Genomic DNA, 25,266 nt, shown 5'->3' with positions numbered 1-25,266 from the left:
AGGTTGTTCGGAAGCGGCGGACGCCGGAAGGCCCAGCAGGCCGACGCCAGCGGTGCCACGCAGTGGCCACCGCGGTCGGGCCGCGCCTCCGGCACGCAGTCCGGCCGCCGGTTGCCCGGTGAGCAGGCCATCCCCAGCTACACCCCGTCGATTTCGCTGCGCACCATCGACGGCCACCTGGTGCGCACCGAGAACGAGGTCTACGCGTGGTACCGGCTGGCGCCGCAGCGGTGGTCGTTCCGATCGGACTCGCAGCGGCGCGACCTGATCGCCGCGATCGCGGGCCAGTACGCCGAGTTGCAGGGCCGCTGGCTGCACCTGCGCGTGACCACCCGGCCGTATCCGATCCGGATGTGGGCCGAGGCGCACGTCCACAACGCCGTCCGCCGCCCGCCGGACACCCCGGGCGCGCTGTCGTTCGACGACTACCTGATCGGTGAGCAGCAGCAGCTTCTCGGCCGGTCGATGGCGGAAAAAGAGGTCTACATCGGCGTCCAGGTGCAGACCCGGCGCGTGGTGGACCGCGCGGTGGAGCGCGCCGCGCCGCTGCTGCGCCGGATCCTGCCGGAGGCCGTCGACGCCGAGCTGACCGCGCTGGACTCCGAGGTCGAGCACCTGGACCAGGTGATGGGCTCCTCCGGTCTGGAGGGCCGCCCGGTGCACGCCGAGGAGATGTCCTGGCTGATGCACCGTTCGTGCTCGCTGGGCCTGCCCGCGCCCCGGCATCTGCCCGCCGTGCCCGGCGCGGCCTGGGAGCCGGAGGATCTGGCCAGCTTCACCGACGCGGCGGACTTCCACGCCGACCCCTACGCCCCGACCCTGACCGTGCGCGGCCGCACCGGATCGAACGCCGGGGTGCAGCGGCACCTCGCGGTGCTGACCGTCGGGCAGATGCACGGTCTGCAGATCCCCGAGGTCGACGACCCGTGGATGCAGCACGCCGACCGGCTGCCCGCCAACGTGGAGTGGTCCGCCCGCATCTACGTGCGCAGGCCCGAGGAGGTCGCCGGCGAGCTGCAGCGCCAGATGAACAAGGTGCGCTCGCAGGTCAAGCACTACACCGACGAGCACGAGCTGGAGCCGCCGCAGTCGCTGGCGCGGCAGGCCACCCGGGTGCTGGAGATCGACGACGAGATGACGTCGGGCTTCACCGCGCTGGCCACGCGCGTGCGGTCGTGGTGGCGCCTGGCGGTGTCCGGCGACACCGAGCGCGAGGCGCTGCGTTACGCCCAGCAGCTGCTCGACCTGTACAAGCCGAAGATCGCCATCGAGCACCCGGAGGCGCAGTACTCGCTGGCCAGGGAGTTCATCCCGGGCGAGCAGCTGTCCTCGGCCGCGTACATGCGGCGCGGGTCGGTGGTGTGGGCGGCGGCCGCGGTGCCGACGGCGACCGCGGAGGTCGGCGACCGGCGCGGCATCCTGCTCGGCGAGACCGTCACCGCGACGCGGCGCCCGGTGGCCTGGGACCCGTGGATGGCGCAGGAGATCCGCGACGGGTCCGGTCTGACCGCGATGGTGGCCGGTCTCGGTGGCGGCAAGTCGTTCCTCGGCGGCGGCATTGTCTACAAGACGCTGCGCGCGGGCGCGCACTGGACGCTGCTGGACCCGTCCGGGCCGCTGTCCCGCTTGTGCGATCTGCCGGAGATCCGGCCGTACGCGCGGCCCATCAACTTGCTGAATGCACAACCCGGGATTCTCAACCCCTACCGCGTGGTGGCCGAGCCGCTGCTCGAGCACTTCATGGACGAGGAGGACCCGGAGCGGGCGTGGCGGCGCGAGCGCGCGCTGGCAGGCGCGACCCGGCGGCGGCTCGTGCTCGACGTGCTGACCGGTGTGCTGCCGTATGAAGTGGCGCGGATGCCGCAGAGCCGGATCGTGCTGCTGCGGGCGGTGCGGGCGGTCGGCGGCCGGTACGACGCCGACCCTGGCCAGGTGATCGACGCGCTGCGGCGGGATTCCAGCGAGCACCACGAGCACGCGGTGGTGGTGGCGGACTTCCTGGACGAGATGCGCGAGCGCATGTCGCTGCTGATCCCGGAGAACGACGCCGACCCGTACTCGGAGACGCGCGACGACCGGCTGACGGTGCTGACGATGGCCGGGCTGACGCTGCCCAAGGACGGTGTCGGGCGCGAGCACTGGACCGACGCCGAGGCGCTCGGTGTGGAGATGCTGAACCTGGCCGCGTGGCTGACCCAGCGGTCGGTGTACGAGAAGCCGAAGGATCTGCGCAAGGGCGTGTGGATCGACGAGGCGTTCTTCCTGTCCGAGGTGCCGACCGGTCGCGTGCTGATGAACCGGTTCGCGCGTGACTCGCGGAAGTGGAACGTCCGTGTCCTGCTGTCCTCGCAGATCCCGGCGGACTTCCTGAAGATCCAGGGTTTCGTGGCGCTGTTGGACTCGGTGTTCGTCGGGCGCCTCGACGACGACGAGGCGCAGGCCGACGCGCTGCGGCTGTTGAAGGTGCCGGTCGGCGTCGGGTACGAGCAGGTGGTCGCGTCGCTGGGCCGCCGTCCCGGTGCGCAGCGCGGTCTGGAGCGCGACCGCGAGCCGCGGCAGTTCATCTTCGGCGACGGTGCCGGTGGCGTGGAGCGGATCCGGGTGGATTTCTCGGGCCCGCATCTGCAGCACCTGCGTGCCGCACTGGACACGACGCCGGGTTCGAAGGACGCCCTGCCCGCCGACACCCACGCCCGCGACGCCGAGCCGGCGGTCGAGGAGCAGCACATCCCGGCCCCGCCCCCGGACGACGAGCTGGAGCCGGACCTGGAACTGGCCGCCGAACGCGAAGTGGGACTCACCGAGGAGCAGATCCTGTCGGAGGACGTCCCCGGCGGCCCCGATGACGACGCGGGCAAGCGGGACGGCGAACGCGCGGGCGCGGGCAAACGCGGCGGCTGGGACGCCGCATGACGCTCCTGACGGTCCTGAGCGTGCTCGCGGTGGCCGCCGGATGGCACGCGCTGAGGCGGGGGTTGAAGAACCGGGGTGGTCGGCGCAAGAGACCGTCGCGGTGGGCTTCGCTCGTGGCCGTGGCGCTGCTCGTCGGTCTGCAGGCCACGGTGATGGCGCCCTCCGCGTCAGCAGCGGCCTGCGGTGAGGCACCGAACCCCGAGCGACCAGGTTCCGGTCTGGTGGGCGCGCTCGATCCGCCCGCCCGGCACGGCGAGAACGGCAGCGGATACCTGGACTACAGCTACGCCGGCACGGTCTGGAACGTCTACGAGACCGACTGCGGCCCGCTGAGCGGCATCACCAGCCCGAACACCACCATCGACACCTGGGCCGGCAACCAGCTGTTCAACATTGGCAAGAACATCGTCGGTGCCACCAACTCCCTGCACTACACGGTCATGGAGGGCGGTCTCCTCAACCCGATCTACAACGCGGTCAAATCGGGTGCGGAGAAGGTCTACAACAACGTCTACGCGCAGCTCTTCGGCCTGTTCGCCCTCGTGCTCGCCATCATGATGTTCCGCAACATCTGGCGCGGCGACCTGTCCACGGTGAGCAAACGCGGGCTGTATGCGCTCGGGGCCGTGTGGCTCGCGGCCTCGTCCATGGCGATGTTGCAGTACTTCGATCCGATCGACCGCGCGATCGTGCAGACCTCGACGAACATCCAGGCCGGTTTCGTCGACAACTCGGGTGACCGGATCGTGCGTGAGGTCCTGCCAACCGACCTGTACAACCAGGTCATCTACAACAACTGGTTGCGGGGTGAGTTCGGCGCGCCGGACGCGCCGCAGGCACAGCAGTTCGGGCGGCAGCTGCTCGACGCTCAGGCCTTCACCTGGAACCAGATTCGCAACGGGGACGACGCCAATCAGGCGATCGTCGACCAGAAGAAGGCGGCCTACAAGAACATTTCCACGCAACTCGGCCCGGCGACCCAGTACTTCACCGGCGAGGGCGGGAGCCGTACGGGTTCCGGCTTCCTCGCGCTCGGCCAGAGCCTTGTCTACGCGCTGTTCCAGTTGCTGGCCAAGGCTTCCGTGCTGCTCGCCCAGGTCCTGATCCGGCTGTTCGTGCTGACCGCACCGCTGATCGGCCTGGTAGCGCTGGTCCACCACGACATTCTCCGGCGCGTCGCGCGCCTGCTCGGCGCGGTGGGGTTCAACCTGCTCGTCCTCTCCGTGCTCGCCGGGGTGCACGCCCTGCTCCTGCAGGCGATCTTCGCCGCCGGGAATTCGCTGTCGATCCTCACCCAGATGGTCATGGCGGGTCTCGTGACGGTGCTGCTCTTCCTCGTCGGGCGGCCGGTGCGCCGTCTGTGGCAGATGGTCGAGATGTCCGTCGGCATGGTGGGCAGCTCCGTGCCCGCGCCCAGCGGTGGCCTGTTCAGCCGCTTCCGCCGCAAGCAGGGGCCCACGCCGCAGGACGCGTTCTGGGAGAGCGTCAAGGAGGGCGAAGAGAGCGAAGTCGCCAGCCCGACCGGCTCGGCCGGGCGTGGGCGGCCCGAAGCCACCGTTTTCGCCAACGCCCAGCGCCTCGACGGGGCCGGTGCGATGGCCGCTCGTCCCGCGGCCGCCTGGTCCGGTGCGCCGTGGCCCGGCGGTGGCCCCGCCATCGGCAACCAGACGCGGGCCGCGCTGCCCGCGGGCGGGAGCAGCCAGCCAGCCCTCTCCGGCTACGCCCCGGCGGGTGCCGACCCGGACGCGTTCGTCTACTCCGCCCCGCCGGGCACCACGCGCCGCTCCGATGGCTGGGCGCCGCCCGTCGCGCAGCCGCCCAGCAGGCGGGTCGACACCTCGCCGGTGTACGACCGGGGCTGGGACGAACCCGACCCCGTCGTCGTGCCGTCGCGGATTTCGCGGCCGGGTGTCGCCGCCACGCCGTCGCAGCGCCCAGCCCCGCGCCGCGCGGGGCAGGAACTCGTCGGTGGCAAGCCGGTCCACGTGTTGTACCGGCCCTCCCGCGGGCTCGAAGTGCGGGACGACTCCCGTGACACCGACCGGATCGTGCGGTGATCTAGATGCCGATCCGGACCAACCGTGGCCGCGCCGCCGTCTACCGCCGCATCTGGGGTTTTCCCCTGCGCTCGCCCGCCCACCTCGTCGGCACCGCCGTCGCGGTGATCGCGCTGATCGTCGCGATCGGCGTCGTCGTGCCGCAGCTGCTGGGCAACCCCAACCGCTCCGGCCCGGAACCCGTGCGGATCCAGGACCCCGGCAGCAGCGGCGCCGCCAGCCCGACCAGCACCACCTCGGCGCCGATGTCGACCCGGCTCACCGCGCCGCTCGTGCAACCCACCTCCGCCGCGCCGGACCCGGCGGCGCTGACGGTCGCGAAGCAGTGGGCCACCGCGTGGGCCACCCACCCCGACGGGATGACCAACGCGCAGTGGCTGGACGGCCTCCGTCCACTCACGACGGAGGAGTACCTGCCGGAGATGTCCACTGTGGACCCGGCGAACATCCCGGCCACGAAGGTGACCGGCGAGCCCACCGTCACCAAGTCCTACACCAGTTCGCTCGAGGTGCTCGTCCCCACCGACGGGCCGAAGCTGTCCATCACGGTCGCCAGGACATCGTCCGGCTGGCTGGTGACCGGCTACGACCAGGCGAGCTGACAGATGCGGATCGGTGTCCTCGTCGGCGTTCTGGTCGCCGTCCTGTTCGCCGGGGTCGCGACCGTCGGCGTGGTCACGAAGGTCGTCACCGACCAGCAGCAGGCCCAGATGCAGGCCGCCTACACCAACGTCAGCTGCGACGCCGCGATCGGGCCGAGCGTGCCCGGTTCGAACCAGGGCGCCGCGCAGGCCGCCCGGCTCGACCTCGGGCAGCAGGCCATCATCAAGGCGATCATCGAGATCGGCAAGCAGCGCGACCTCGCGCCGCGGGCGTGGCAGATCGCGATCCAGGCCGGGATGACCGAATCCAACATGCGCAACCTCGACCACGGTGACCGAGACTCGCTCGGCATCTTCCAGATGCGGCCGTCGATGGGGTGGGGCACGGTCGCGCAGCTGCAGGACATCCCGTACCAGATCAACAAGTTCTACGACGTCCTGCTCACCGTGCCGGACTGGGACAAGCAACGCCCCGGCGCGTCGGCGCAGGACGTCGAGCGGTCCGCCTTCCCCGAGCGCTACCACAAGTGGGAGCCGATGGCGGCGCACCTGGTGGAGAACCTCGGCCAGGTCGAGGACATGGTCGGCTGCGGGGAAAGCGCCGGCCTGGCGCTGCCCGCGAACAACGCCGCGGCCGCCGCGATCCAGTTCGCGCTGGGGGAGCAGGGCAAGCCGTACGTGTGGGGCGCAACCGGCCCGAACTCCTACGACTGCTCGGGTCTGATGCTGCGGGCGTACGAGGCCGCGGGCATCACGTTGTCCCGGGTGTCGCGGGACCAGTACAAGAACGGCGCGATGCTCCCGGTGCGGGACGCGCAGCCCGGCGACCTCCTCTTCTGGGCGTACGACCCCTCCAACCCGGCGACCATCCACCACGTCGCGATGTACCTTGGCGGCGGCAAGATGGTGGAGGCCCAGCAGACCGGCGTGCCGGTGCACACCCGGTCGGTTTCGTGGGACGAAGACGAGCTCGTGCCGCAGGCAGTCCGGCCCGGCGTGTAGAAGGTGATGCCCCGTGGCGAAGAAGTTCGGTAAGAAGAAGAAGCCGGCGCAGCTGGGCGACCTGTTCGGCGCCCCGCCACCCCCACCGCGCCCGGGGCCGCCCGCGTCCAGCACGCCGCTGGGTGACTACCTGGCGCAGGGACTGCCCGGTGTGGACGAGGGCTACGTCGTGCTGCCGCGCTCGCTGGCCGAGTCGATGTCCCTGCCGTGGCAGCAGCAACTGGCCGGGTTGCTGGCGCAGTTCCACCAGACGCACCGTTCGCTGAACTGGCCGGTCTACCGCACGGTGCCCTCGCGGCACGAGAAGCTGACCGACCTGGACGAGGAGCAGCTCGCCGAGGTCGGCTACCTGGTCGAAATCGATGCCGACGGCGACATGATCTACCGCGAGCGCAGCGGGCGGAAGGTCGAGGAGCCGGAGAACACGACGGTACTGGTGCCCTGCCTCGATCCCATCCCGCACCGCGGGCAGGCCCGCAGCCAGCCCGACGCGCCCGCCCCGCAGCCGGAAGCCCCGCGCGCCGCACCGATCAACCTCCCGCCGGCGCCGGTGTGGCGGACCACCCCGACCGCGCCGTCGCCCGAGGTGCCGCCCCTGCCCGAGCCGCCGAAGAAGCTGGCGGCACCGAGGACACCGCCGGAGCCGGGACAGTCCCCCACGCAGTCCGGCCAGCCCGCCGCCGGGCCGCCCGCGGGCGGCCCGCCCGGCCCGGGCCAGCCCGCCGCCGCGCCCTCCCCGCCCCGGGCCGCACCGGCTCAGCCGTCGTCGGCCCAGCCCGCGGCAGCCCAGCCGGTCCGGAACCCGCAGGCCTGGCGCACGATGGACGCACCGGAGCCGCCGCCGCGGTTCCCCGAGCCGCTCCCGCCGCAGCCCCAGCCCACCCCGGCGGCCGGGATCCCGCTCGGCAGGACCGGCGACCCCGAGACCACGCCACCGCAGGGCATCCCCCGGTCGGACCGCGACTGGTTCGAGGAGGACCCCGCGGAGCAGGGCTTCGGACCCACCGGCCAGCCGACCGAACTGCCCTACCGCTACCGGCCCTGACCGCGGCCCGGAGCGCCGGATTGCGCTTTCCGGACCTGCCGTACGCCCGTCCCGCTAATTTAGAGTGGAGGCGAGCGTGACGGGGGGCTGACGGTGCGTGATCCCGACAACGCCGTGTCCGGGTTGGTCGAAGGGCCGGTCGTGCAGGCAGGCTCGGTGCACGGGAACGTATACCTCACCGGGCCGGTGCCGCTCACCGTCGTGCCCGCGCAGTTGTCGACGCCGCCCACCGGCTTCGCCGGGCGGGACGCGGAACTGGTCCGGATGGACGAGGTCCTGCGGGATGGCGGTGTCGCGGTGCTCAAGGGGCCGGGCGGCGTCGGCAAGACGGCTCTGGCTCTGCACTGGCTCGACCGCGGCCGGGAACGCTTCCCCGACGGTCAGCTGCACGCCGACCTGGCTCTGCCCTCCGGCGAACCGGTCGCGCCGGAGGACGTGCTCGGCCAGTTCCTCCGCGCGCTCGGGGTGCCGGCGGCGCAGGTGCCGTCCGGGCTGGCCGAACGCACCGCTCTCTACCGTTCGGTGACGACCGGCAAGGCGCTGGCGGTTCTGCTGGACGACGCCGTCTCGGCCGCGCAGGCCAGGGTACTGACACCGGTTTCCGGCACCACGGTGGTCACGACGCGCCGGGCGCTGCTCGGTCTGCTCGCCGGCGGGGCGGAGATCGTGACGGTCGAGCCGCTGCCGGTGGAGCCGGCACTGGCGCTCCTTCGTGCGCGCCTCGGTGGGGAGAGGGTGGCGGCGGAGCCGGATGCGGCGAGCGATCTCGTCCGGTTCTGCGGCGGTCTGCCGATCGCGTTGTGCGTCGCGGCGGCGCGGGCCGTCGCCCGGCCACACCGGTCGCTCGCCAGGCTGGTCGCCGAACTGTCCGACGAACGAGCCAGGCTCGACGGCCTTTCCACGGAGGGGGACCTGTCCGTGCGTTCCACATTGGACGCCGCATACGACGATCTGCCCGCTGATCTGCGGCGGTTGTACCGGGCGCTGGGCCTGCATCCCGGTGACGGTTTCGGGCCGGAGGTGGCCGCCGCGATGCTCCCCCTGGACGTGAGTGCCGCGCAGGCGGGCCTCGACGCGCTGGTGGACGCCAGTCTGGCCGAAGAACTGGACGAGGGCAGCTACCGGCTGCACGAACTCGTCCGGGTGCACGCGCGCGGCCGGACGCTCGACGAGGACGGCGAGGAGGAACGCGCGCACATCGTGCGGCGGGCGGCCCGGTGGTACCTGCACGCGGCGCACCGCGCGAACCGCGTCGTGATGCCCGCCCGCGGGATCATCTGCTCGGTCCCGGAGCCGGCGGATTTCACCTGGCCCCAGGTCTTCTCGGCGCACGCGCCGGCGCTGGACTGGCTGTCCGGGCACCGGGCGACGCTGCTCGCCCTGACCAGGGAAGCGCTGCACCGTTCCTGGCCACGACTGGCCTACGAACTCGCCGACGCACTCCAGCCGCTGCTCATCCTCCACAAACACCGTGAAGACGCCGTCGCGAGCAGCGAACTGGGCCTCCGGGCAGCCGAATCCACCGGCGACGCCACGGCACGCGACCGGATGCGCAAACGACTGGCGCGAGCCCTCGTCGCGCACGGGGATTGGGCGGCAGCCCAGGAACACGCCGTGGATCTTCTGGACAGCAGCCGGATCCGCGGCGACCGGCGGGGCGAAGCCGGCGCGCTCAAGACCCTCGGCCTGGTCGCGCTCGCGCGGGGCGATCTGGCGGATGCGGTCACCTCGTTCCAGGAGACCGCCGAGATCCTCCGCTCGCTGGGCCGTCGCCGGAGCGAGGGCCTTGTGCTGATCAACCTGAGCGAAGCGCTCGTGCGCCTCGACCGTCACCGGTCCGCGATCGAGCAGGCGCGCCGGGCGCGTCAGTTGCTGTCCGCGCTCGACGATCCCGACCCGTACAACGTCGCCCGTGCCGTCGCCGTTCTCGGGCAGGCGCATCTGGCCGAGGGGGGCATCAGCGAGGCGCGCCCACTCCTCGAACAGGCTCTGACCACGTTCGCCCGGCTGGGGTCCGGTCACGAACGGGCCGGGGCGCACCGGCTGCTCGCGCAGCTGGCACGCCGGATCGGTGACGAGGAACAGGCCCGGAGCCACGAAGACCTTGCGCGGAAGCTGCTGGCTACCCGATCCTGGTGATCGACGGCAGCCCGGCGGAGAGGCGCAGTTCGTCCAGCGCGTGCGCGTCGATGCCAGGCTCCTCGTCCGGCGAGCCGCCGACCTTCCAGCCGGCGGCCAGCACGGCCCGGCGGAGCGCCGAACCGGGATCACCGAGCGCGAAGTACCCCAGCGTGAACACCGCCAGCAGCGTGTCACCCGCGCCCGCCATGAAGCGGACTCCGCGTGGACTGACCGCTTCGACGTGCCACAGGCTTCTGCGGGACCTGATCCCGAGAACGGCACCATCCGGTCCGCGCCCGACGAGCACCACCTCGGTGCCGTACCGGTCCCACAGCTCGCGCACCCAGTCCACGGGCGACATCGGCAGTCGCTCGTGCGAGCAGGCCACGACGTGCGCGTGGCACATCCAGTCGTGGTTGTGGCGGGACTCCGGATCGTCGACGAGATGCAGATCGGTGATAATCGGTACGCGCCGCTCGACCGCGACCGGGATCAGCGGCCGGGTGTAGGCGATGTTCGTGAGGACCGCCGCCGTGCACCCCTCGGCGACCGCACGGGCGAAGGTGTCCACGGGATAGGCCAGACGAGGAGTGCCCCGCAGATCGGACGCGCCGCACCGGGTGCCGTGCCGGTCGTAGAGCACCAGTGAGCGGGGCTGGCTCGCACAGGTCACCGTCGTCGGTCCGGCCAGCCCGTGGCGGCGCAGCTCGCTCTCGGTCATCCGGCCCAGGAGATCGTCGCCCACGAAGGTCGCGAGGGTGACGTGCTCGCCGAGTCGCTGGAGTGTGCGGGCGACCGTCCACCCGACCCCCGCCGGGCGGATGCTGATGTCACCGGGGTGCGTGGTGCTGGACACCAGCGGGATCGGGAAGGAGTCGAACTGGCGGGCCATGCGCACCGTCACCGCTCCCGCGACGAGCATCATGACGCCACCGCCCTCGAATAGGTGTCCCTGGCGCGTGCTTCCAGTGCCGGCCAGCCGATGCGCTCGGCGAAGCCCGGCCGGACCATCCGGAATCCGTGTTCGCGCACGGCGAGGAGCGCCCACTGCCCGCACTCGTGACGAACCGCGACGACCAGACAGCCGGGGTAGCGGGCGAAGGTGCTCGACAGCTGCCACGACGCCTGTACGAGGGTGACCGCTTCGAGGAGGATGACGTCGGCGCACTGCAGGTGCTGCCGGTTCGCGAAACTGCTCCGGGCCAGTAGTTCCTCAGACATCACGTGCTCCGTTCACGAGCAGGGCCGCCGCGGGGACGGCCCGGTGTTTTCCGGGCATGGGCAGCCGCAACAGGCGGTACATCTCCTCCCGGATCAACCGGTGTGCTTCGCCTGGCCGCGAAGTCAGGCGTCGCATGACCTCGGCGCCCCAGCCCGCCGGGGGCGTCCGGTGCAGCTGCGGTTCGATCGGCCGGAAGCGCAGCAGACGAGGGGCGTGCCTGCCGACGTGGGCCTGTGCGGAGGTATCGTCCAGTTCGGACAGAGGTAGATCGGTGTGCAGCACCGGCTTGCCGAGCGCGGCGGCGTAGACCGTCGTCGAGCCGTGATCGCCGATCACGTGATCGGCGGCGACGACGACGGCCTTCCACTCGGTTTCCGGCTCGATGAGCAGGAGCCCGTGTCCCCGCTCCTCCGCGAGCCACGCCTTGAGCTGGCGCCTGCCGTGCGCCGCCCACGTCGCGGGGTGCAGCATCGCCGCGACCTGGTAGCGACGTGGATCGAGTTGCCGGATCAGGTCACCGAGCAGATCGCGGTGCCGGCCGAACAACGAATGACGCCCCCAGGTCGAGGCGGCCAGTACCAGCTCCCTGCCGGAGCCGACGCCCAGCGCGCGCCGGTAGACCTCGCGATGACCGGTGCTCGCGACGAGCTGGTCGGCGCACGGATCGCCCGCGACCAGCGCGATGTCGGCCGCTTCCGGGCACTGCTCGCGCAGCACGGCGAGTTGTGCCTGGTGGGACAGCACGATCGACGCGGGAACCACGCGCCCGGCCTTCACCAGGTGCTCGGCCCCGAGGCCGTAGACACTTCGCCGTGCCGGTGTTCCGTTCCGGGCGGGTGGAGTCTTCTTGGCGTAGCCCGCTCCGTGCGGCAGGACGACAAGCGGTGCGTGTACCTGGTCGATGCCACCGTAGGCCGCCGCGATCGCGAGGTCGAACCGTTCCCGGATCGCCTGCTCCCAGGGGATCTCCAGTGCGCCGGCGCCGCGCAGGAAGTCGCCGACACCTTCGCCGAAGACATCCGGAGCACGGGTGAAGACGGCCTGGATCGCACCGTCCTCCTCGATGAGCCCGAGCGCGTCGAGGAGACGCTGTCCGGTGACGATCGTGTGCACGACGACGAGAACCGTCCGGCATCCGGGCCTCGTCACCCAGCGGCCGGCGTCCGGTCCCACCGGCACCGTCGACCACTTTCCGTCGATCATGTTCGCTCCCCTCTCCTGGCGATGTGGTTCAGCTTCGGGAGCGGGGCGACCAAAACAGTTGCAACGGACGAGAAGTGCATTGCCCGGAAGCCGGCCGGATAACGATGGGGTATCGGAAGCGGGTAAGCCGGGCGGGAGATCAGCGCCGGAGTGACACTTTTTCCGAGTGTGGGGCCGCATCCGGATGGTTTGCGGGGGCGAATACCAATGGAATTCCGAATTCTGGGACCGGTGCGCGTGTCGGCGCCGCCGGAGGCTCTCGGTGAGCTGCGCTCCGTCAAGCGCCGTGGCCTGCTGGCGATCATGCTGTTGCACGCGAATCAGCGCATGCACGAGGAAAAGCTGCTGAACTGGCTGTGGCGGGACGAAGACGGGAGCGAGAACCTCGCGGAACTCCGCCGCACCGTCACCAAGGTCCGTGGCGTTCTCAAGCACACCCCCAGCCACCCCGAACTACCGCGTGAAGGTGATCATTTCCGTCTCCGGGTCGACCCCGCGCTCGTGGATTTCCACGTCTTCCGAGATCTGTCCCGGCAGGGGTCCGAAGCGCTGGAGAAACGCGATCGCCACGCCGCGTTGTCGTTACTGCGAAAGGCGCTGGAACTCTGGCCGGAACCGGTGGCGTTCGAGAACGTGCCCTTGTCCTGGGCCCGGCGCACCAGCGACCGCTTGGTCGAACGTGAGCTGGTACCCGTGTGCCGCGCCTACTACGAGACCCATCTGGCGCTGGAACACCACGATCTCGTCGTCTCCGAACTGCGGCGGAGTGCCGACCTGCTGGAGCGCAGCGAGTCCCTGGCGGCGGTGTACCTCCGTGCGCTGGCCGTGGTCGAGGACGCGGGCGCGGTCGCGGACTTTCGCGACCGTTTCGTCGGCGACTTCCGCCAGCACTTCGGCGCCGACCCCAGTGACGGTTTCCTCGCGCTCGCCCGGCGGCTCGTCGAGGAGCAACCACCCGCCGCGGCCTACGGTCTTCCCGAGCCGCCCTGCATGCTGCCTCGCGACGTACCCGATTTCGTGGGACGAACCGGCGTGCTCACGACGCTGGACGGCTGGCTGGTCGACGACGACGTACCGGGCGTCGCGGCGCTGGACGGACTGCCCGGAGCGGGAAAGACGGCGATCGCCAGGCACTGGGCCAGGACGCGGAGCGAGCATTTCGTGCACGGTCAGCTCTACGCCGACCTGGAGGGTTTCGGACCGGGGAGACCGGTGGCGCCCTCGGTGGTGCTGGCCCGGTTCCTCACGGTGCTGGGGGTGCCGCCGGACGGTCTGCCGCCGGATGCGGACGACCGGGTGGCCCTGCTGCGGCACAAGCTCCGTGGACGACGGGTGCTCGTCGTCCTCGACAACGTCCGCGACGCCGCGCACGCGCGTCCGCTGCTCGACGCCACCGCGCCCTGTTCGGTGCTGGTGACGAGCCGGAACCGGCTCGGGCTCACCGACTGCCGCCATCTCACGGTGCCGAGCATGTCCGCGGAGGAGGCCGTGAACATGCTCCACCGCAGGATTCACGACGGCCGGGCCCGGCGTGAGGCCGGCGCGCTGCGTGAACTCGGGCGCCTCTGCGGCGGTTTGCCGCTCGGGTTGCGGATCGCTGCCGAGTACGTGGCCGCGCGCTCGGACGTGCCGATCGCCGATCTGGTGGGCCAGCTCAGTTCCCGGCAGCGCCTTCTGGATCTGAGCAGCCCGGGTGACAGCGAGTACCGGACGTTGCGGGCGGTGTTCACGTCGTCGTTCGCGGTTCTGCGGCCGGAGGCCCAGCGGTTGCTCCGCCGGCTGGGCCTGCACCCCAGTGCTTCCGTCACCAGTCCGGTCGCGGCGGCGATGACCGGTTTGCCGTTGCCGGACGTCGAAGACGCCTTCGCGGTCCTGCTCGGTGCCCGGCTGGTGGATCAGAAGACCGTGGACGGTTACCGTCTGCACGATCTCGTCCACGCCTACGCGGCGGACAGTGCCCGCCGCTACCTCGGTGCGGAGGAACGGCGTGACGCGGTCCTGAGGATGGTCGAGTTCTACCGGGGCACCGTGGACAACGCGGTACGGGCGATCGCGCCGTCGCTCACCGAAGTGCCCGCCCTGGCCATTGCGGCTCAGGTCGAGCCGCTCGAGCTCGCGGACCGGGAGCACGCCATGGCGTGGTGCGCGGAGCAGCGGTCGCAGGTGCTGGCGGTGAGCCGTGCGGCCGCCGAGGCGGGACTGCACGAGCAGGTGTGGCGCATTGTCGGGCGGTTCGGCGAGATCCTCAAACGCAACGGTGACCCGCGGGAGGTGGTCGAAATCCACGAGGTGGCTGTGCGTTCGGCCCAGGTGTCGGCGTCGAGGCTGGGCGAGGCGATGCTCACGAACAACCTGGGGTCGGCTCTCCTCGGCGTGGACGACTTCGAGCAGGCGGAGATCGCGTTCAAGCGTGCCCTGCGGCTGAGCCGTGAACTGGGCAACGAACTCGGGGAGGCCACCTCGTTGCACAACTGCGGGACCGCCGCGTTCGCTCGCGGGGATTTCGCCAGGGCGGGCCGGTTGTTCACCGAGGGGCTCGCGCTCTTCACCGGTCTCGATCACCCCGCCGGTCAGTGGCGGGCCTACCTGCACCTGGGGGATGTCGAGTGGAAGAGGGGACAGACGGCGGCCGCGTCCCTCTGTTACCGGCACGCGCTGGCCATCGAGCGCAACGCGGACGTGCTCGTCAAACTGGCGCAGTTCCACCAGGGCAACGGTGAGCCGGGGGTGGCGGTGGAGTACGGCCGGGAGGCCCTTCGCCTGCACCGGGAGGCACGGCACGAGCGGGCGGTGTGCGGCGATCTGCTCGTCCTGGCGCAGGGCCTGCACGGCCTCGCCGAGCATGAGGAGAGCATGAGCTGCGCGAAGGAGGCGGCCGGGCTCGCGGAGAGCTGCGGTGACCTGCGAGCGCGGGCCTCGGCGTTCGAGTGGATGGGTGTGTGCGCGGAGGCGCTGGACGATCGCGGCCAAGCGGTCGGACACTGGAGGATCGCGGCCGGCTTGTTCGAAGAGCTGACCGACAGCCGGGTCGCGCGGGTGCGGGCCCGGATCGTGGAGACAGGCGCTGTCCGGACGGTGCCCGGACAGCGCCACGCCGGGAATGGTTCAGGCGAGGATCTGCGTGATCTGCCAGCAGGCCGGGATCGCGAGGGCCGCCATCGCGAGGCGCTTCGACCGGCCGAGCCTGGTCAGGCCGCGGCCGATGGCCGCGGCAGTTGTGATCAACATCGACATGGCGCACAGTGAAGCACTGGGACGCGGCTTGCCGTTCCAGTGGCCACCCGATCGCGGTCGCTCGTTCGTGGGTAAAAAGGGGGGTTCCGCTACTCCGAATAGGCCCACGTTCGGTGAAGGTCGCCTGCCCGGTGTCGAGCGAGTGACAGCGACGCGCACCGGATGCGAAGCTCGGAGCATGGCGAAGAGCAAAGACCCCAACCCGGACCAGGGCTGGTACTACAACACGCGGACCGGCGAAGTCGAGCACCTCGAACGGTCGCGCTCCATCGACCTTCTCGGCCCCTATCCGGACGAGGCCACCGCGCGCAGGGCGCTGGAGATCGCCAAGGAGCGGACCCGGAAGGCCGACGAAGAAGACGCCAAGTGGCGCTGACGTGAGAAGGCCCCGGACGAGAAATCCCGTCCGGGGCCCGGAAAACGAAGGTTCAGCAGTCCCGTAGCGCGGGGCTCTGGTTGCGCAGCTGGCCGGCCGGTGAGATGAACTCCCGGTAGGCGTCGCTGTCCACGGCGGCCGGGCGGAAGGCTCCGACCCGGTGGCAGTTCTGGAAGGCGAACTTCATGCCGAAGTGCCGCTCCAGTCCGCCGCGGATCGCGTCGGAGGCCAGGGCCCGCAGGAGCTGGCCGCGTTCCTTCTCGCTGGGCGGCGGGGTGGCGTGGTCGGCGAAGTCGGCGGTGCCGCCGTCGAGGTCCGCGGCCACCGTGCTGATCACCTGCCACGCGTAGGGCAGCGAGTCGCGTACGCAGGCGACGAACTCGGCGTCGGTCACGTCACCGGCTTCGGCGCGGGCGAGCAGGTCTGCGGGTACATCGAGGGACATCGTGCTCCTTTCGATTTTCCTTACGCGCCGGCCAGCGCGGGCGGGCCGGGCACGAACTCGGGGTCCACCTGGCCGGCGAGGTCCTCTCCGGTGCGCTCGTTGCCCCACGACCGGGCGTTGCGCAGGTGGAACTCGACCGCCTGGCGGTGGAACTTCGCCCAGTCCCGCGACGCGGAGTCCACAGTGGACCGGATGGTGGCCAGAGCCTCCAGGTTGTGCGGCTCCAGCGCGTCGATGGGGCGGGCCCGGCCGCGTTCGGCGGCGCGCACGTGGCCCGAAGTCCGCAGCCAGCACACCAGATCGGAACCGAGCTGCTCACGCAGGAACTCGACGTCCTCGTCGTCGGTGACCTTGTTGCCCACGACCGCGAGCCGCACCCCGAAGTCGCGGGCGTACTCGGCGTACTGCCGGTACACGCCGACGCTGCGCAGCGTCGGCTCGCACACCAGGAACGTCACGTCGAAGCGGGTGAACAGGCCCGAGGCGAACGCGTCCGCGCCCGCGGTCATGTCCATCACCACGTACTCGCCCGCGTCGTCGACCAGATGGTTGAGCAGCAGCTCCGCCGCTCCGACCTTGGAGTGGTAGCAGGACACACCAAGGTCGTCCTCGGTGAACTGGCCGGTGACACCCAGCCGGACGCCGGCGACGTCGCGGAAGCACGCGTCCATGACCGGGTTGTCCTCGAACGGCCGCACCAGCCGCGAACCACGGCCGGGCGGGGTCGTCTTGATCATCGCCTCGGCGCTGGTGATCCGCGGGTTGTCGCCGCGCAGCCAGTCCTTGATCAGAGGGAGGTGCTCGCCGAGCGTCGGCAGCGCCGACGCCTCTCCGGCGGAGGCGCCGAGCGCCACGGCGAGGTGCTGGTTGATGTCGGCGTCGATGGCCAGCACCGGGTGACCGGTACCCGTGAGATATGCGGCGAACAGCGAGGTCAGCGTCGTCTTCCCGCTTCCGCCCTTGCCCACGAAGGCGACCTTCACAGTATGCGCACCCTTCAGTCCAGTTGAAAACGATATCCTTTTTCGATGAGGTGTGGGCAAGATACACCCGCCTGGTCTAACTGAGCCCCGAAGGGGCTTCCGTTGAGGGTGGTGGCGGGCTGGCGGGTGGGCCGAACGCCGATCAGGCGACGGGGGAGCCCGTACCGCGTTAGGGTCTAGGTGTGTCCCACGGGGTGACCAGCACGAATTCGGCGGACGGCGGCTTCGCCCGGCTGCGCGCCGAGTTCGAGCTGCCGGAGGACTTCCACCCGTCCGTGCTGGCCGAGGCCGAGACCGTCGTGATGGATCCGTCCGTGCTGGCCGCCGACCGCGCCGACGAGACGGACCTGCCACTGGTCACGCTGGATCCGGCGGGCGCGAAGGACCTGGACCAGGCGGTCCTGATCGAGCGAAGCGCGGGCGGGTTCCGGGTGCGGTACGCGATCGCGGACCTGGCCGCTTTCGTGGCTCCCGGCGGACCGATCGACCGCGAATCGCGCCGCCGCGGCCAGACGCTGTACCTGCCCGACGGCACGGTCCCGCTGCACCCGCCGGTGCTGTCCGAGGGCGCCGCCAGCCTGCTGCCCGGCGAGATCCGGCCCGCGGTGCTGTGGACGCTGCACCTCGACCGCGACGGTGAACTCCTCGACGCGGAGGTGCGTCGCGCGCTGGTCCGCTCGACCGAACAACTCGACTACGCCAGCTCCGACCCGGTCGCGCTGCATCCGTCGATCGCCGCCCTGCCCGAAGTGGGCACGCTCCGTCGCGAGCTGGCCGTGCGGCGGGGCGCCGTGGAACCGCAGCTGCCGGACCGGATGATCGGCGCGAACGGCGGCGACTGGGTGCTCGGCATGCGCCCGCGCACCCGGCTGGAAGCGTGGAACGCGGAGATCTCCCTGCTCACCGGCATGGCCGGGGCGCGGATGATGATCGACGCGAAGATCGGCCTGCTGCGCACCCTGCCCGAACCGGACGCCGAAACCCTCGACTGGTTGCGTGGCGCCGGGCGCGCGCTGGGTATCGACTGGGCGTCGGGCACCAGCGTCGCGGAGCTGCTGGCCGGACTCGATCCGCGCCAGCCCGAGTCGATGGCCTTCTACACCGACACGACCCGTCTGCTGCGTGGCGCCGGGTACACCAGCTTCGACGGCGAACTCCCGGAGACGGTCACGCACGCGGGTATCGGCGCGCCGTACGCGCACGTCACCGCGCCCATCCGCCGTCTGGCGGACCGGTTCGCCGCGGAGATCTGCGTCGCCGTCAGCGCGGGCGAGCCGGTGCCTGCCTGGGCGCGTGACGCGCTGGCCGGGCTGCCCGGTCAGATGAGCGCCTCCGACCTGCTCGCCGCGCGGGTCGAGAAGGCCTGTCTGGACCAGGTTGAGGCGTGGACGCTCGCGGGCCGCACCGGCGAGACGTTCGAGGCCGTGGTGTTGCGTGCGGAGGAGAACCGGGCGGAAATCATGCTGGCCGATCCGCCGGTGATGGCGAAGTGCGCGGGGGAGAACCTGCCGGAGGGCAGGCGCATCGCGGTCCGGCTGACCGCGGTGGACGTCGACAAGCGAAAGGTGTCGTTCGAACGGGCATGACCGACTGGACCGACGAAGAGCGCGAGCTGGCCGACCGCGTGCGGGACGGCCACGCGGTGCTGGTCAACGTCCGCAAGTCCGGACCGCACAAGCACCTCGTGCCGTGGCTCGTGGAGCACGACCTGATCACCTACATCGGGCACAAGGGCAACCGGCACTCGTGGCCCGAATCGCCGTTCGCCAACCCGTTCGTCAAGGAGGCGAAGCAGGACCGCGAGGCGATGGTGCGGCACTACCGCGAGTACCTGGACGGGCGGCCGGACCTGCTGAAGAGGATCGGTGAACTGGACGGCCGCGCGCTCGGCTGCTGGTGCGCGCCGCAACCCTGCCACGGCCACGTCCTGCTGGAACACCTCGAAGAGGGACGATGACACTGTTCGACGACCTCGGTGAAGACGTCCCGCTGCGCGGAGCGCCCGGGCGCGTGGTCTCCCTGGTCCCGGCGCTGACCGAAGCGGTCGAGGTCAGCGCGCCGGGCCTGATCGCGGGCGCCACCGACTACTGCACGCACCCGGACGGGCTCGAAGTGCCGCGCGTGGGCGGGTCGAAGTACCCGAAGGTCGACGACGTGCTCGCGCTGCGACCGGATCTGGTGCTCGCCAACTCCGAGGAGAACCGGCCGGAGGACGTGGAACGCCTGCGCGCCAACGGAACGCCGGTGTGGGTGATGGAGGCGCCGGCGACGGTTCCGCACGCGCTGGCCTCACTGCGCCGCGTGCTGACCCAGGCACTGGAAGTGTCCGAACCGGACTGGCTGGTCACGGCAGAGGAGTTGTGGCGGGACACGGCACCGCAACGGGTTCGCGCGGTCGTCCCGGTGTGGCGCAGGCCGTGGATCGTCCTGGGGTGCGAGACCTTCGGCGGCGACGTCCTGCACCGGCTCGGCGTCGCGAACGTCTACTCCGGACACGAGGACCGGTACCCGCGGCCGAAGATCGACGAGCTGCGCGCACGGTTCACCGACGGCGAGGCCGACCTGCTGGTGCTGCCCGACGAGCCGTATCTGTTCACCGGGATCGACGGTCCCGAGTCGTTCCCGGACGTGCCGTACGTGCTGATCTCCGGCCGGTACCTGACCTGGTACGGACCGTCCCTCGTGGACGCGCACCGCGAGCTGACGCGCGCCTTCAACGAGCGGTGACGAGCAGCGCGATCGGCGCGTCACCGCAGCGGCGCAGTTCGGTCGCGCCGTCGTGGACCGGCTGTGCCCCGGCGTTCCACCACGACGCGATGTCCGGATCGCGCACCAGTGAACCGGTCGCCTGACGCGCGGTGTTCGCCGCGATCACCCGTCCCTGCGCGTTGATCACGGCCGCGCGCCCGTCGACCCGGCGCAGTTTCGGCAGCAGCAGCCGCTCGATCTCGTCCACGAACACGTCCGCGCCGACGACACCGGCGAACCCGCCGCCGCGCAGCACCGGGACCGTGAAGGTCAGCGTGTACTCGTCGGTGCACAGGTAGTCGACATACGGACCGGTGATGTGGCGACGGCCCGAATCACGCGGCACGGTGAACCAGGACTGCCGCGTGTAGTCGAGGAAGTGGTCGCTGGCCGGGTCGAGGCTGATGAACAGCTGGGCGGGCGGCCCACCGGGCGTGCAGGTCCACCATTCGAAGCCGAACCGCTGGTCGGCGAGCGTGCCAGGGGCGGCGATGAACCCGGCGCCGACCACCCGTCCGCCGAGCGCGGCGCGCACGTCGGGCCGCAGCGCGTCCAGTTCGGCGGCGCGAACCGGGCCGGATCTGCCGAGGATCGCGCTCGCCGCGGCGGCGAGCGGTGTCAACCGTCCGAAAACGCCTTCGACGATTCCGGACACTTCCTCGACGATGTCCGCACCGGCCGCGTTGTTGACCATGCCGCCCCTCGTGTAGTCGAGGTGTCGAAGCTTAGGACCCGAGTAGGTCAAGATGCACCTCACCCAATCGGTCGATGGTGTCGAGGATGTGCCGCTCGGTCAACTTCCGCGCGAGTTCGCCGTCGGCCTGGGCGATGGCCGCGGAGATCGCGCGGTGCTCGCTGCACGCCATCACCGGATCGTGGTGTCCGAGCGGGAGCCACAGGAGCGCGCCCTGTTCGCTCTGCAACCGGATCTCCTGGTGCGTCAGCCGCGGCGACTGGGACGCCGCGGCGACCTCCAGGTGGAACTGCCGCTCCGCGCGGGTCGCGGCGGTGCCTGCCGCGCCGTCGAGGTCTTCGGCGGCGAGCTGGAGCCGGGCGAGGTCCTCGGTCGAGCTGCGTTCGGCGGCCAGTCTGGCCGCGGCACCGGCGACCGCGACGTAGTGGTCGCCGATGTCGCGGAGTTCACTGAGCGAGACCTCGCGCAACCGCGTCCGCCAGGTGTCGTCGTTCTCCTCCGGCGGCGCGCAGACGAAACTGCCACCGCCGCGGCCTCTCTTCGTCCGCACCAGGCCCTGTTGCCGCAGGGCCACCAGCGCCTCCCGCACGGTCACGGTCGACACCCCGAACTGCTCGGCCAGCTCGGCTTCGCTCGGCAGCTGCTCCCGGTCGGCGAGGACACCCAGAGTGATCGCGTCCACCAGCCGCCGGGCGACGAGTTCGGCCCGCCCGGTCTGGTCCAGGGGCGCGAACAGCACTGATCGCGCGCTGGGGGACGTCAGCGGCCTGCGCATCGGGCTCCTTCTTTCGGGTGCTGCCGCGATCAATCCTGCCTCAACACCTTGTCCTATGAAATATGGTCTTATATGTTTTCCGGCCATCGGGGTACCGACCCGCACCGTCCCCGCCCGAGCCAGGAGCCTGCCGTGCACCAGCTGAAGCACTTCATCGCCGGCGAACACGCCGATTCCGCCGACGGAGCCGTCGCCGAGATCGTCGATCCGGTCACCGGACGGCCGTACTGCACCGCGCCGGTCGGGAGCGCCCGTGACGTGGACCGGGCCCTGCGGGCGGCCGCGACGGCGTTCGAGGACTGGCGCGAAACAACGCCCGGCACCCGTCAGCTCGCGCTGCTCAAGATCGCCGACGCGATCGAGCGCCGGGCGGAGGAGATCGTGCGCGTCGAGTCGGCGAACACCGGCAAACCGCTCGCCGTCACCACGGCCGAAGAGATCCCGATGATCACCGACCAGCTGCGGTTCTTCGCCGGCGTCGCCCGCGCGCTGGAAGGGCGGGCCGCGGGGGAGTACCTGACCGGGCACACCTCCTACGTGCGGCGCGAGCCGGTCGGCGTGTGCGCCCAGGTGACCCCGTGGAACTACCCGCTGCTGATGGCGATCTGGAAGATCGCGCCCGCGCTGGCCGCCGGGAACACCGTGGTGCTCAAGCCTTCCGACACCACCCCGGCGTCGACCCTGCTGCTGGCCGAGATCGCCGCGGAGTTCCTGCCGCCCGGCGTGCTCAACGTCGTGTGCGGCGACCGCGGCACCGGCCGGGCGCTGGTCGAGCACGACATCCCGGCGATGGTGTCGATCACCGGATCGGTCCGGGCCGGCGTCGAGGTGGCGGGCTCGGCGGCCGCCGACCTCAAGCGCGTCCACCTCGAACTCGGCGGCAAGGCACCGGTGATCGTCTTCGGTGACGCCGACGTGGACAACGCCGCCGAGAACATCGCGACGGCCGGGTTCTTCAACGCCGGGCAGGACTGCACCGCCGCCACCCGCGTCCTGGTGCACGACGACATCCACGACGAGTTCGTCGCCGCCCTGACCCGCAACGCCGAGGCGACGAAGACCGGCCTGCCCGACGACCCCGACGTGCTGTACGGGCCGCTCAACAGCGCCGGGCACCTCGCGAAGGTGTCCGGGTTCATCGAGCGGCTGCCGTCCCACACGACCGTCCACACCGGCGGGAAACGGGCCCGCGACGAGGGGTACTTCTTCCAGCCCACCGTGGTTTCCGGTGTCCGGCAGGACGACGAAATCACGCAGAACGAGGTGTTCGGACCGGTCATCACCGTGCAGCGGTTCGGCGGCGACGACGAGGCGCTGGCCGCCGCGAACGGCGTCGAATACGGGCTCGCGTCCTCGGTCTGGACCGCCGACCACGGCCGCGCGATGCGGTTCTCCGCCAAACTCGACTTCGGCTGCGTGTGGATCAACACGCACATCCCGCTGATCGCCGAGATGCCGCACGGCGGGTTCAAGAAGTCCGGCTACGGCAAGGACCTCTCGCTGTACGGGCTCGAGGACTACACCCGCGTCAAGCACGTCATGACGGCGTGGTGAGCGCGATGTCCCCGAACCAGGCTCCCGCGCTGGCCGAGCAGGCCGCCCCCGTCGTGACCACGAGCGCGATCCGGCTGACCGGGCTGCGCAAGGAGTTCGGCTCCGTGGTCGCCGTCGACGGCATCGACCTGGACATCGCGCAGGGCGAGTTCTTCTCGATGCTCGGGCCGTCCGGCTCGGGCAAGACGACCGTGCTGCGCATGATCGCCGGGTTCGAACTGCCCACCGCGGGAACAGTCGAGCTGGCCGGCCGCGACGTCACCCGCCTCGCCCCGTTCGAGCGGGACGTCAACACGGTGTTCCAGGACTACGCCCTCTTCCCGCACATGAGCGTCCAGCAGAACGTCGAGTACGGGCTGCGGGTCAAGAAGGTGCCGCGCGGGCAGCGCCGGGAACGCGCCCGTGAGGCGCTGCGCACCGTCCACCTGGAAGGGTTCGCCGACCGCAAGCCCACGCAGCTCTCCGGCGGTCAGCGGCAACGGGTCGCACTGGCGCGGGCGCTGGTGAACCGGCCCAAGGTGCTGCTGCTCGACGAACCGCTCGGCGCGCTCGACCTGAAACTGCGGCACGCCATGCAGACCGAGCTGAAGCAGATCCAGCGCGAGGTCGGCATCACGTTCATCTTCGTCACGCACGACCAGGACGAGGCGCTGACGATGAGCGACCGGATCGCGGTGTTCGACGCGGGCGGCATCGAGCAGGTCGGCACGCCGAGCGAGGTCTACGAGAAGCCGGCCAGCGCGTTCGTCGCCGGTTTCGTCGGCACGTCGAACCTGCTCTCCGGTGACAGCGCGGAGGCGGTGCTCGGCACCCGCGGCGTGTTCAGCATCCGCCCGGAAAAGATCCGCCTCGACGCTGATCTCTCCCAGCCCGCGGCGGTCGGTGAGGTGAGCGCGACCGGGACGGTGACCAGCACCTCCTACGCCGGAGCCACCGTCCGCTACGTCGTGTCGCTGGATCTGGGCGGGCAGCTTTCGGTGGTCCGGCAGAACGCCGGAGCACCACTCGAACTTGCCGACAACCGCGTTCGCCTCGTCTGGCGGCAAGAACACAACTTCCGCATCACCGAGTAAGGAGCCACCGAAATGCGCAACAGCCGGACCCTGCGCCTGATCGCGGGGCTGATGTGTGCGGGCACCGCCGTGGCGGCCTGCGGCACGTCGAGCACCAGCTCGTCCAGCGGGGGCGGGCAGGGATTCACCCCGCCCAAGCTCGAAGCGATGTCCCAGCTCGGGCAACCCGAGGGCGCGCTGAACATCCTGGCCTGGCCCGGTTATGCGGAGAACGGGTCCAACGACCCCGCCGTCGACTGGGTGACCCCGTTCGAGCAGGCGACCGGGTGCAAGGTCAACGTCAAGACGTTCGGCACCTCCGACGAGGCCGTCAGCCTGATGAAGACCGGCCAGTACGACGTCATCTCCGCCTCCGGTGACGCGTCGCTGCGGCTCATCGCGGCCGGTGACGTCGAACCGGTCAACACCAGCCTCGTGCCGAACTACGCCGACGTCTACGACTTCCTCAAGAACAAGCCGTGGAACAGCGTGCACAACACCGCCTACGGTGTGCCGCACGGCTGGGGCGCCAACGTCCTGACCTACCGCACCGACCAGGTCAGCCCCGCGCCCACCTCGTGGTCGGTGATGTTCGATCCGAACTCGCCGTTCAAGGGCAAGGTCATCGCCTACGACTCGCCGATCTACATCGCCGACGCCGCGCTGTACCTGATGAAGACCAAGCCGGAGCTGGGCATCAAGAACCCCTACGCACTGGACGACAAGCAGTTCCAGGCGTCGGTCGACCTGCTCAAGCAGCAGCGCCCCCTGGTGTCGGAGTACTGGTCGGACTACCTCAAGGAAAGCCAGGCGCTCAAGAACGGCGACGCCGTCGTCGGCACCGCGTGGCAGGTCACCGTCAACCTGACCCAGTCCGAGGGCGCGCCGCTGGAGTCCACGCTGCCGACCGAGGGCGCGACCGGCTGGTCCGACACGTGGATGGTCTCGGCGAAGTCGCCGCACAAGACCTGCGCCTACAAGTGGATGGACCACATCATCTCCCCCGAGGCCAACGCGAAGGTCGCCGAGTACTTCGGTGAGGCGCCCGCCAACCCGAAGGCCTGCTCGCTGACCGCGGACGCCAAGCACTGCGAGACCTACCACGCCGGTGACTCGGCCTACGCGAGCCAGATCTGGTACTGGACCACACCGATCACCCAGTGCATCGACGGCCGCACCGACGTCCAGTGCAAGGACTACGGCGAGTGGACGCGTGCCTGGACGGAGATCAAGGGCTGAC

21 protein-coding genes are annotated in these 25,266 nt (G+C 70.8%); 14 read left to right on the top strand and 7 right to left on the bottom strand.

The genetic code is table 11. The features are described from left to right. Positions 1-3: 3 nt before the first annotated feature. From HNR02_RS03605 to HNR02_RS36415, 6 genes are all read left to right on the top strand, one after another. Positions 4-2,913, top strand: a complete 2,910-nt coding sequence (locus HNR02_RS03605) for an ATP-binding protein (protein ID WP_179771797.1) — start codon at positions 4-6, stop codon at positions 2,911-2,913. Continuing rightward, a complete protein-coding gene (locus HNR02_RS03600; protein WP_179771796.1) occupies positions 2,910-4,970 on the top strand; it encodes a magnesium transporter in 2,061 nt (686 codons plus the stop codon). The genes HNR02_RS03605 and HNR02_RS03600 overlap by 4 nt, the downstream gene beginning before the upstream one ends. Positions 4,971-4,975: 5 nt before the next feature. Next, entirely contained in the window at positions 4,976-5,572 is a 597-nt protein-coding gene (locus HNR02_RS03595) for a hypothetical protein (RefSeq protein ID WP_179771795.1), read from the top strand. A 3-nt stretch (positions 5,573-5,575) separates the two neighbouring features. Continuing rightward, complete coding sequence (locus HNR02_RS03590) at positions 5,576-6,574, top strand: C40 family peptidase (RefSeq protein WP_179771794.1); 999 nt, start codon at positions 5,576-5,578, stop codon at positions 6,572-6,574. A gap of 13 nt (positions 6,575-6,587) precedes the next feature. Then, entirely contained in the window at positions 6,588-7,619 is a 1,032-nt protein-coding gene (locus HNR02_RS03585) for a hypothetical protein (protein ID WP_179771793.1), read from the top strand. Positions 7,620-7,712: 93 nt separating this feature from the next. Beyond that, positions 7,713-9,758: a tetratricopeptide repeat protein gene (locus HNR02_RS36415; RefSeq protein ID WP_179771792.1), complete on the top strand. Its 2,046-nt coding sequence runs from the start codon at positions 7,713-7,715 to the stop codon at positions 9,756-9,758. Here the strand turns inward: HNR02_RS36415 and HNR02_RS03575 are convergent. Genes HNR02_RS03575 through HNR02_RS03565 form a run of 3 tightly spaced genes read right to left on the bottom strand, consistent with a single transcriptional unit; the run spans position 9,742 to position 12,165 of the window. Next, a complete protein-coding gene (locus tag HNR02_RS03575) occupies positions 9,742-10,665 on the bottom strand; it encodes a carbohydrate kinase family protein (protein WP_179771791.1) in 924 nt (307 codons plus the stop codon). The genes HNR02_RS36415 and HNR02_RS03575 overlap by 17 nt on opposite strands. Continuing rightward, on the bottom strand, positions 10,662-10,961 hold the full coding sequence (locus tag HNR02_RS03570) for a hypothetical protein (protein WP_179771790.1): 300 nt from the start codon (positions 10,959-10,961) through the stop codon (positions 10,662-10,664). Before HNR02_RS03570 ends, HNR02_RS03575 begins: the two co-directional genes overlap by 4 nt. Beyond that, positions 10,954-12,165, bottom strand: a complete 1,212-nt coding sequence (locus HNR02_RS03565; RefSeq protein ID WP_179771789.1) for a hypothetical protein — start codon at positions 12,163-12,165, stop codon at positions 10,954-10,956. The genes HNR02_RS03570 and HNR02_RS03565 overlap by 8 nt, the downstream gene beginning before the upstream one ends. Before the next feature lie 207 nt (positions 12,166-12,372). Between HNR02_RS03565 and HNR02_RS03560 the strand changes: the two genes are divergently transcribed. Continuing rightward, on the top strand, positions 12,373-15,411 hold the full coding sequence (locus HNR02_RS03560; protein WP_179771788.1) for an ATP-binding protein: 3,039 nt from the start codon (positions 12,373-12,375) through the stop codon (positions 15,409-15,411). 166 nt (positions 15,412-15,577) lie between these two features. Continuing rightward, positions 15,578-15,775: a hypothetical protein gene (locus tag HNR02_RS03555; RefSeq protein WP_179771787.1), complete on the top strand. Its 198-nt coding sequence runs from the start codon at positions 15,578-15,580 to the stop codon at positions 15,773-15,775. 52 nt (positions 15,776-15,827) lie between these two features. On the opposite strand, the gene HNR02_RS03550 is transcribed toward HNR02_RS03555, so the two are convergent. Continuing rightward, the gene (locus HNR02_RS03550) at positions 15,828-16,220 is read right to left on the bottom strand and encodes an SCO5389 family protein (RefSeq protein WP_179771786.1); all 393 of its coding nucleotides are present in this window, start codon (positions 16,218-16,220) and stop codon (positions 15,828-15,830) included. Positions 16,221-16,240: 20 nt separating this feature from the next. After that, positions 16,241-17,203, bottom strand: coding sequence for an ATP-binding protein (locus HNR02_RS03545; RefSeq protein WP_179771785.1), 963 nt, complete (start codon positions 17,201-17,203; stop codon positions 16,241-16,243). 194 nt (positions 17,204-17,397) lie between these two features. Between HNR02_RS03545 and HNR02_RS03540 the strand changes: the two genes are divergently transcribed. Genes HNR02_RS03540 through HNR02_RS03530 form a run of 3 tightly spaced genes read left to right on the top strand, consistent with a single transcriptional unit; the run spans position 17,398 to position 19,930 of the window. Beyond that, positions 17,398-18,789, top strand: coding sequence for an RNB domain-containing ribonuclease (locus HNR02_RS03540; protein WP_179771784.1), 1,392 nt, complete (start codon positions 17,398-17,400; stop codon positions 18,787-18,789). Next, the gene (locus HNR02_RS03535) at positions 18,786-19,160 is read left to right on the top strand and encodes a DUF4326 domain-containing protein (protein WP_179771783.1); all 375 of its coding nucleotides are present in this window, start codon (positions 18,786-18,788) and stop codon (positions 19,158-19,160) included. The genes HNR02_RS03540 and HNR02_RS03535 overlap by 4 nt, the downstream gene beginning before the upstream one ends. Then, positions 19,157-19,930, top strand: a complete 774-nt coding sequence (locus HNR02_RS03530) for a helical backbone metal receptor (RefSeq protein ID WP_179771782.1) — start codon at positions 19,157-19,159, stop codon at positions 19,928-19,930. Before HNR02_RS03535 ends, HNR02_RS03530 begins: the two co-directional genes overlap by 4 nt. On the opposite strand, the gene HNR02_RS03525 is transcribed toward HNR02_RS03530, so the two are convergent. Together HNR02_RS03525 and HNR02_RS03520 are read right to left on the bottom strand one after the other, a co-directional pair. Further along, on the bottom strand, positions 19,917-20,645 hold the full coding sequence (locus HNR02_RS03525) for a PDC sensor domain-containing protein (protein WP_179771781.1): 729 nt from the start codon (positions 20,643-20,645) through the stop codon (positions 19,917-19,919). The genes HNR02_RS03530 and HNR02_RS03525 overlap by 14 nt on opposite strands. A 31-nt stretch (positions 20,646-20,676) precedes the next feature. Next, complete coding sequence (locus HNR02_RS03520; RefSeq protein ID WP_179771780.1) at positions 20,677-21,420, bottom strand: FadR/GntR family transcriptional regulator; 744 nt, start codon at positions 21,418-21,420, stop codon at positions 20,677-20,679. A gap of 132 nt (positions 21,421-21,552) precedes the next feature. Here HNR02_RS03520 and HNR02_RS03515 point away from each other — a divergent pair, with 132 nt between their 5' ends. From HNR02_RS03515 to HNR02_RS03505, 3 genes are read left to right on the top strand one after another with little or no spacing between them, the layout of a single operon-like run. Continuing rightward, positions 21,553-22,974 (top strand): gamma-aminobutyraldehyde dehydrogenase, encoded by a 1,422-nt coding sequence (locus tag HNR02_RS03515; protein WP_179771779.1) that lies wholly within the window; start codon positions 21,553-21,555, stop codon positions 22,972-22,974. Positions 22,975-22,979: 5 nt separating this feature from the next. Next, positions 22,980-24,047 (top strand): ABC transporter ATP-binding protein, encoded by a 1,068-nt coding sequence (locus tag HNR02_RS03510; protein ID WP_179771778.1) that lies wholly within the window; start codon positions 22,980-22,982, stop codon positions 24,045-24,047. Positions 24,048-24,059: 12 nt separating this feature from the next. Then, entirely contained in the window at positions 24,060-25,265 is a 1,206-nt protein-coding gene (locus tag HNR02_RS03505) for an ABC transporter substrate-binding protein (RefSeq protein WP_179771777.1), read from the top strand. Position 25,266: the final 1 nt, after the last annotated feature.

This window comes from Amycolatopsis endophytica (assembly GCF_013410405.1).
GTDB lineage: Bacteria > Actinomycetota > Actinomycetes > Mycobacteriales > Pseudonocardiaceae > Amycolatopsis_E > Amycolatopsis_E endophytica.
This window is presented reverse-complemented; position numbering and strand designations above follow the sequence as displayed.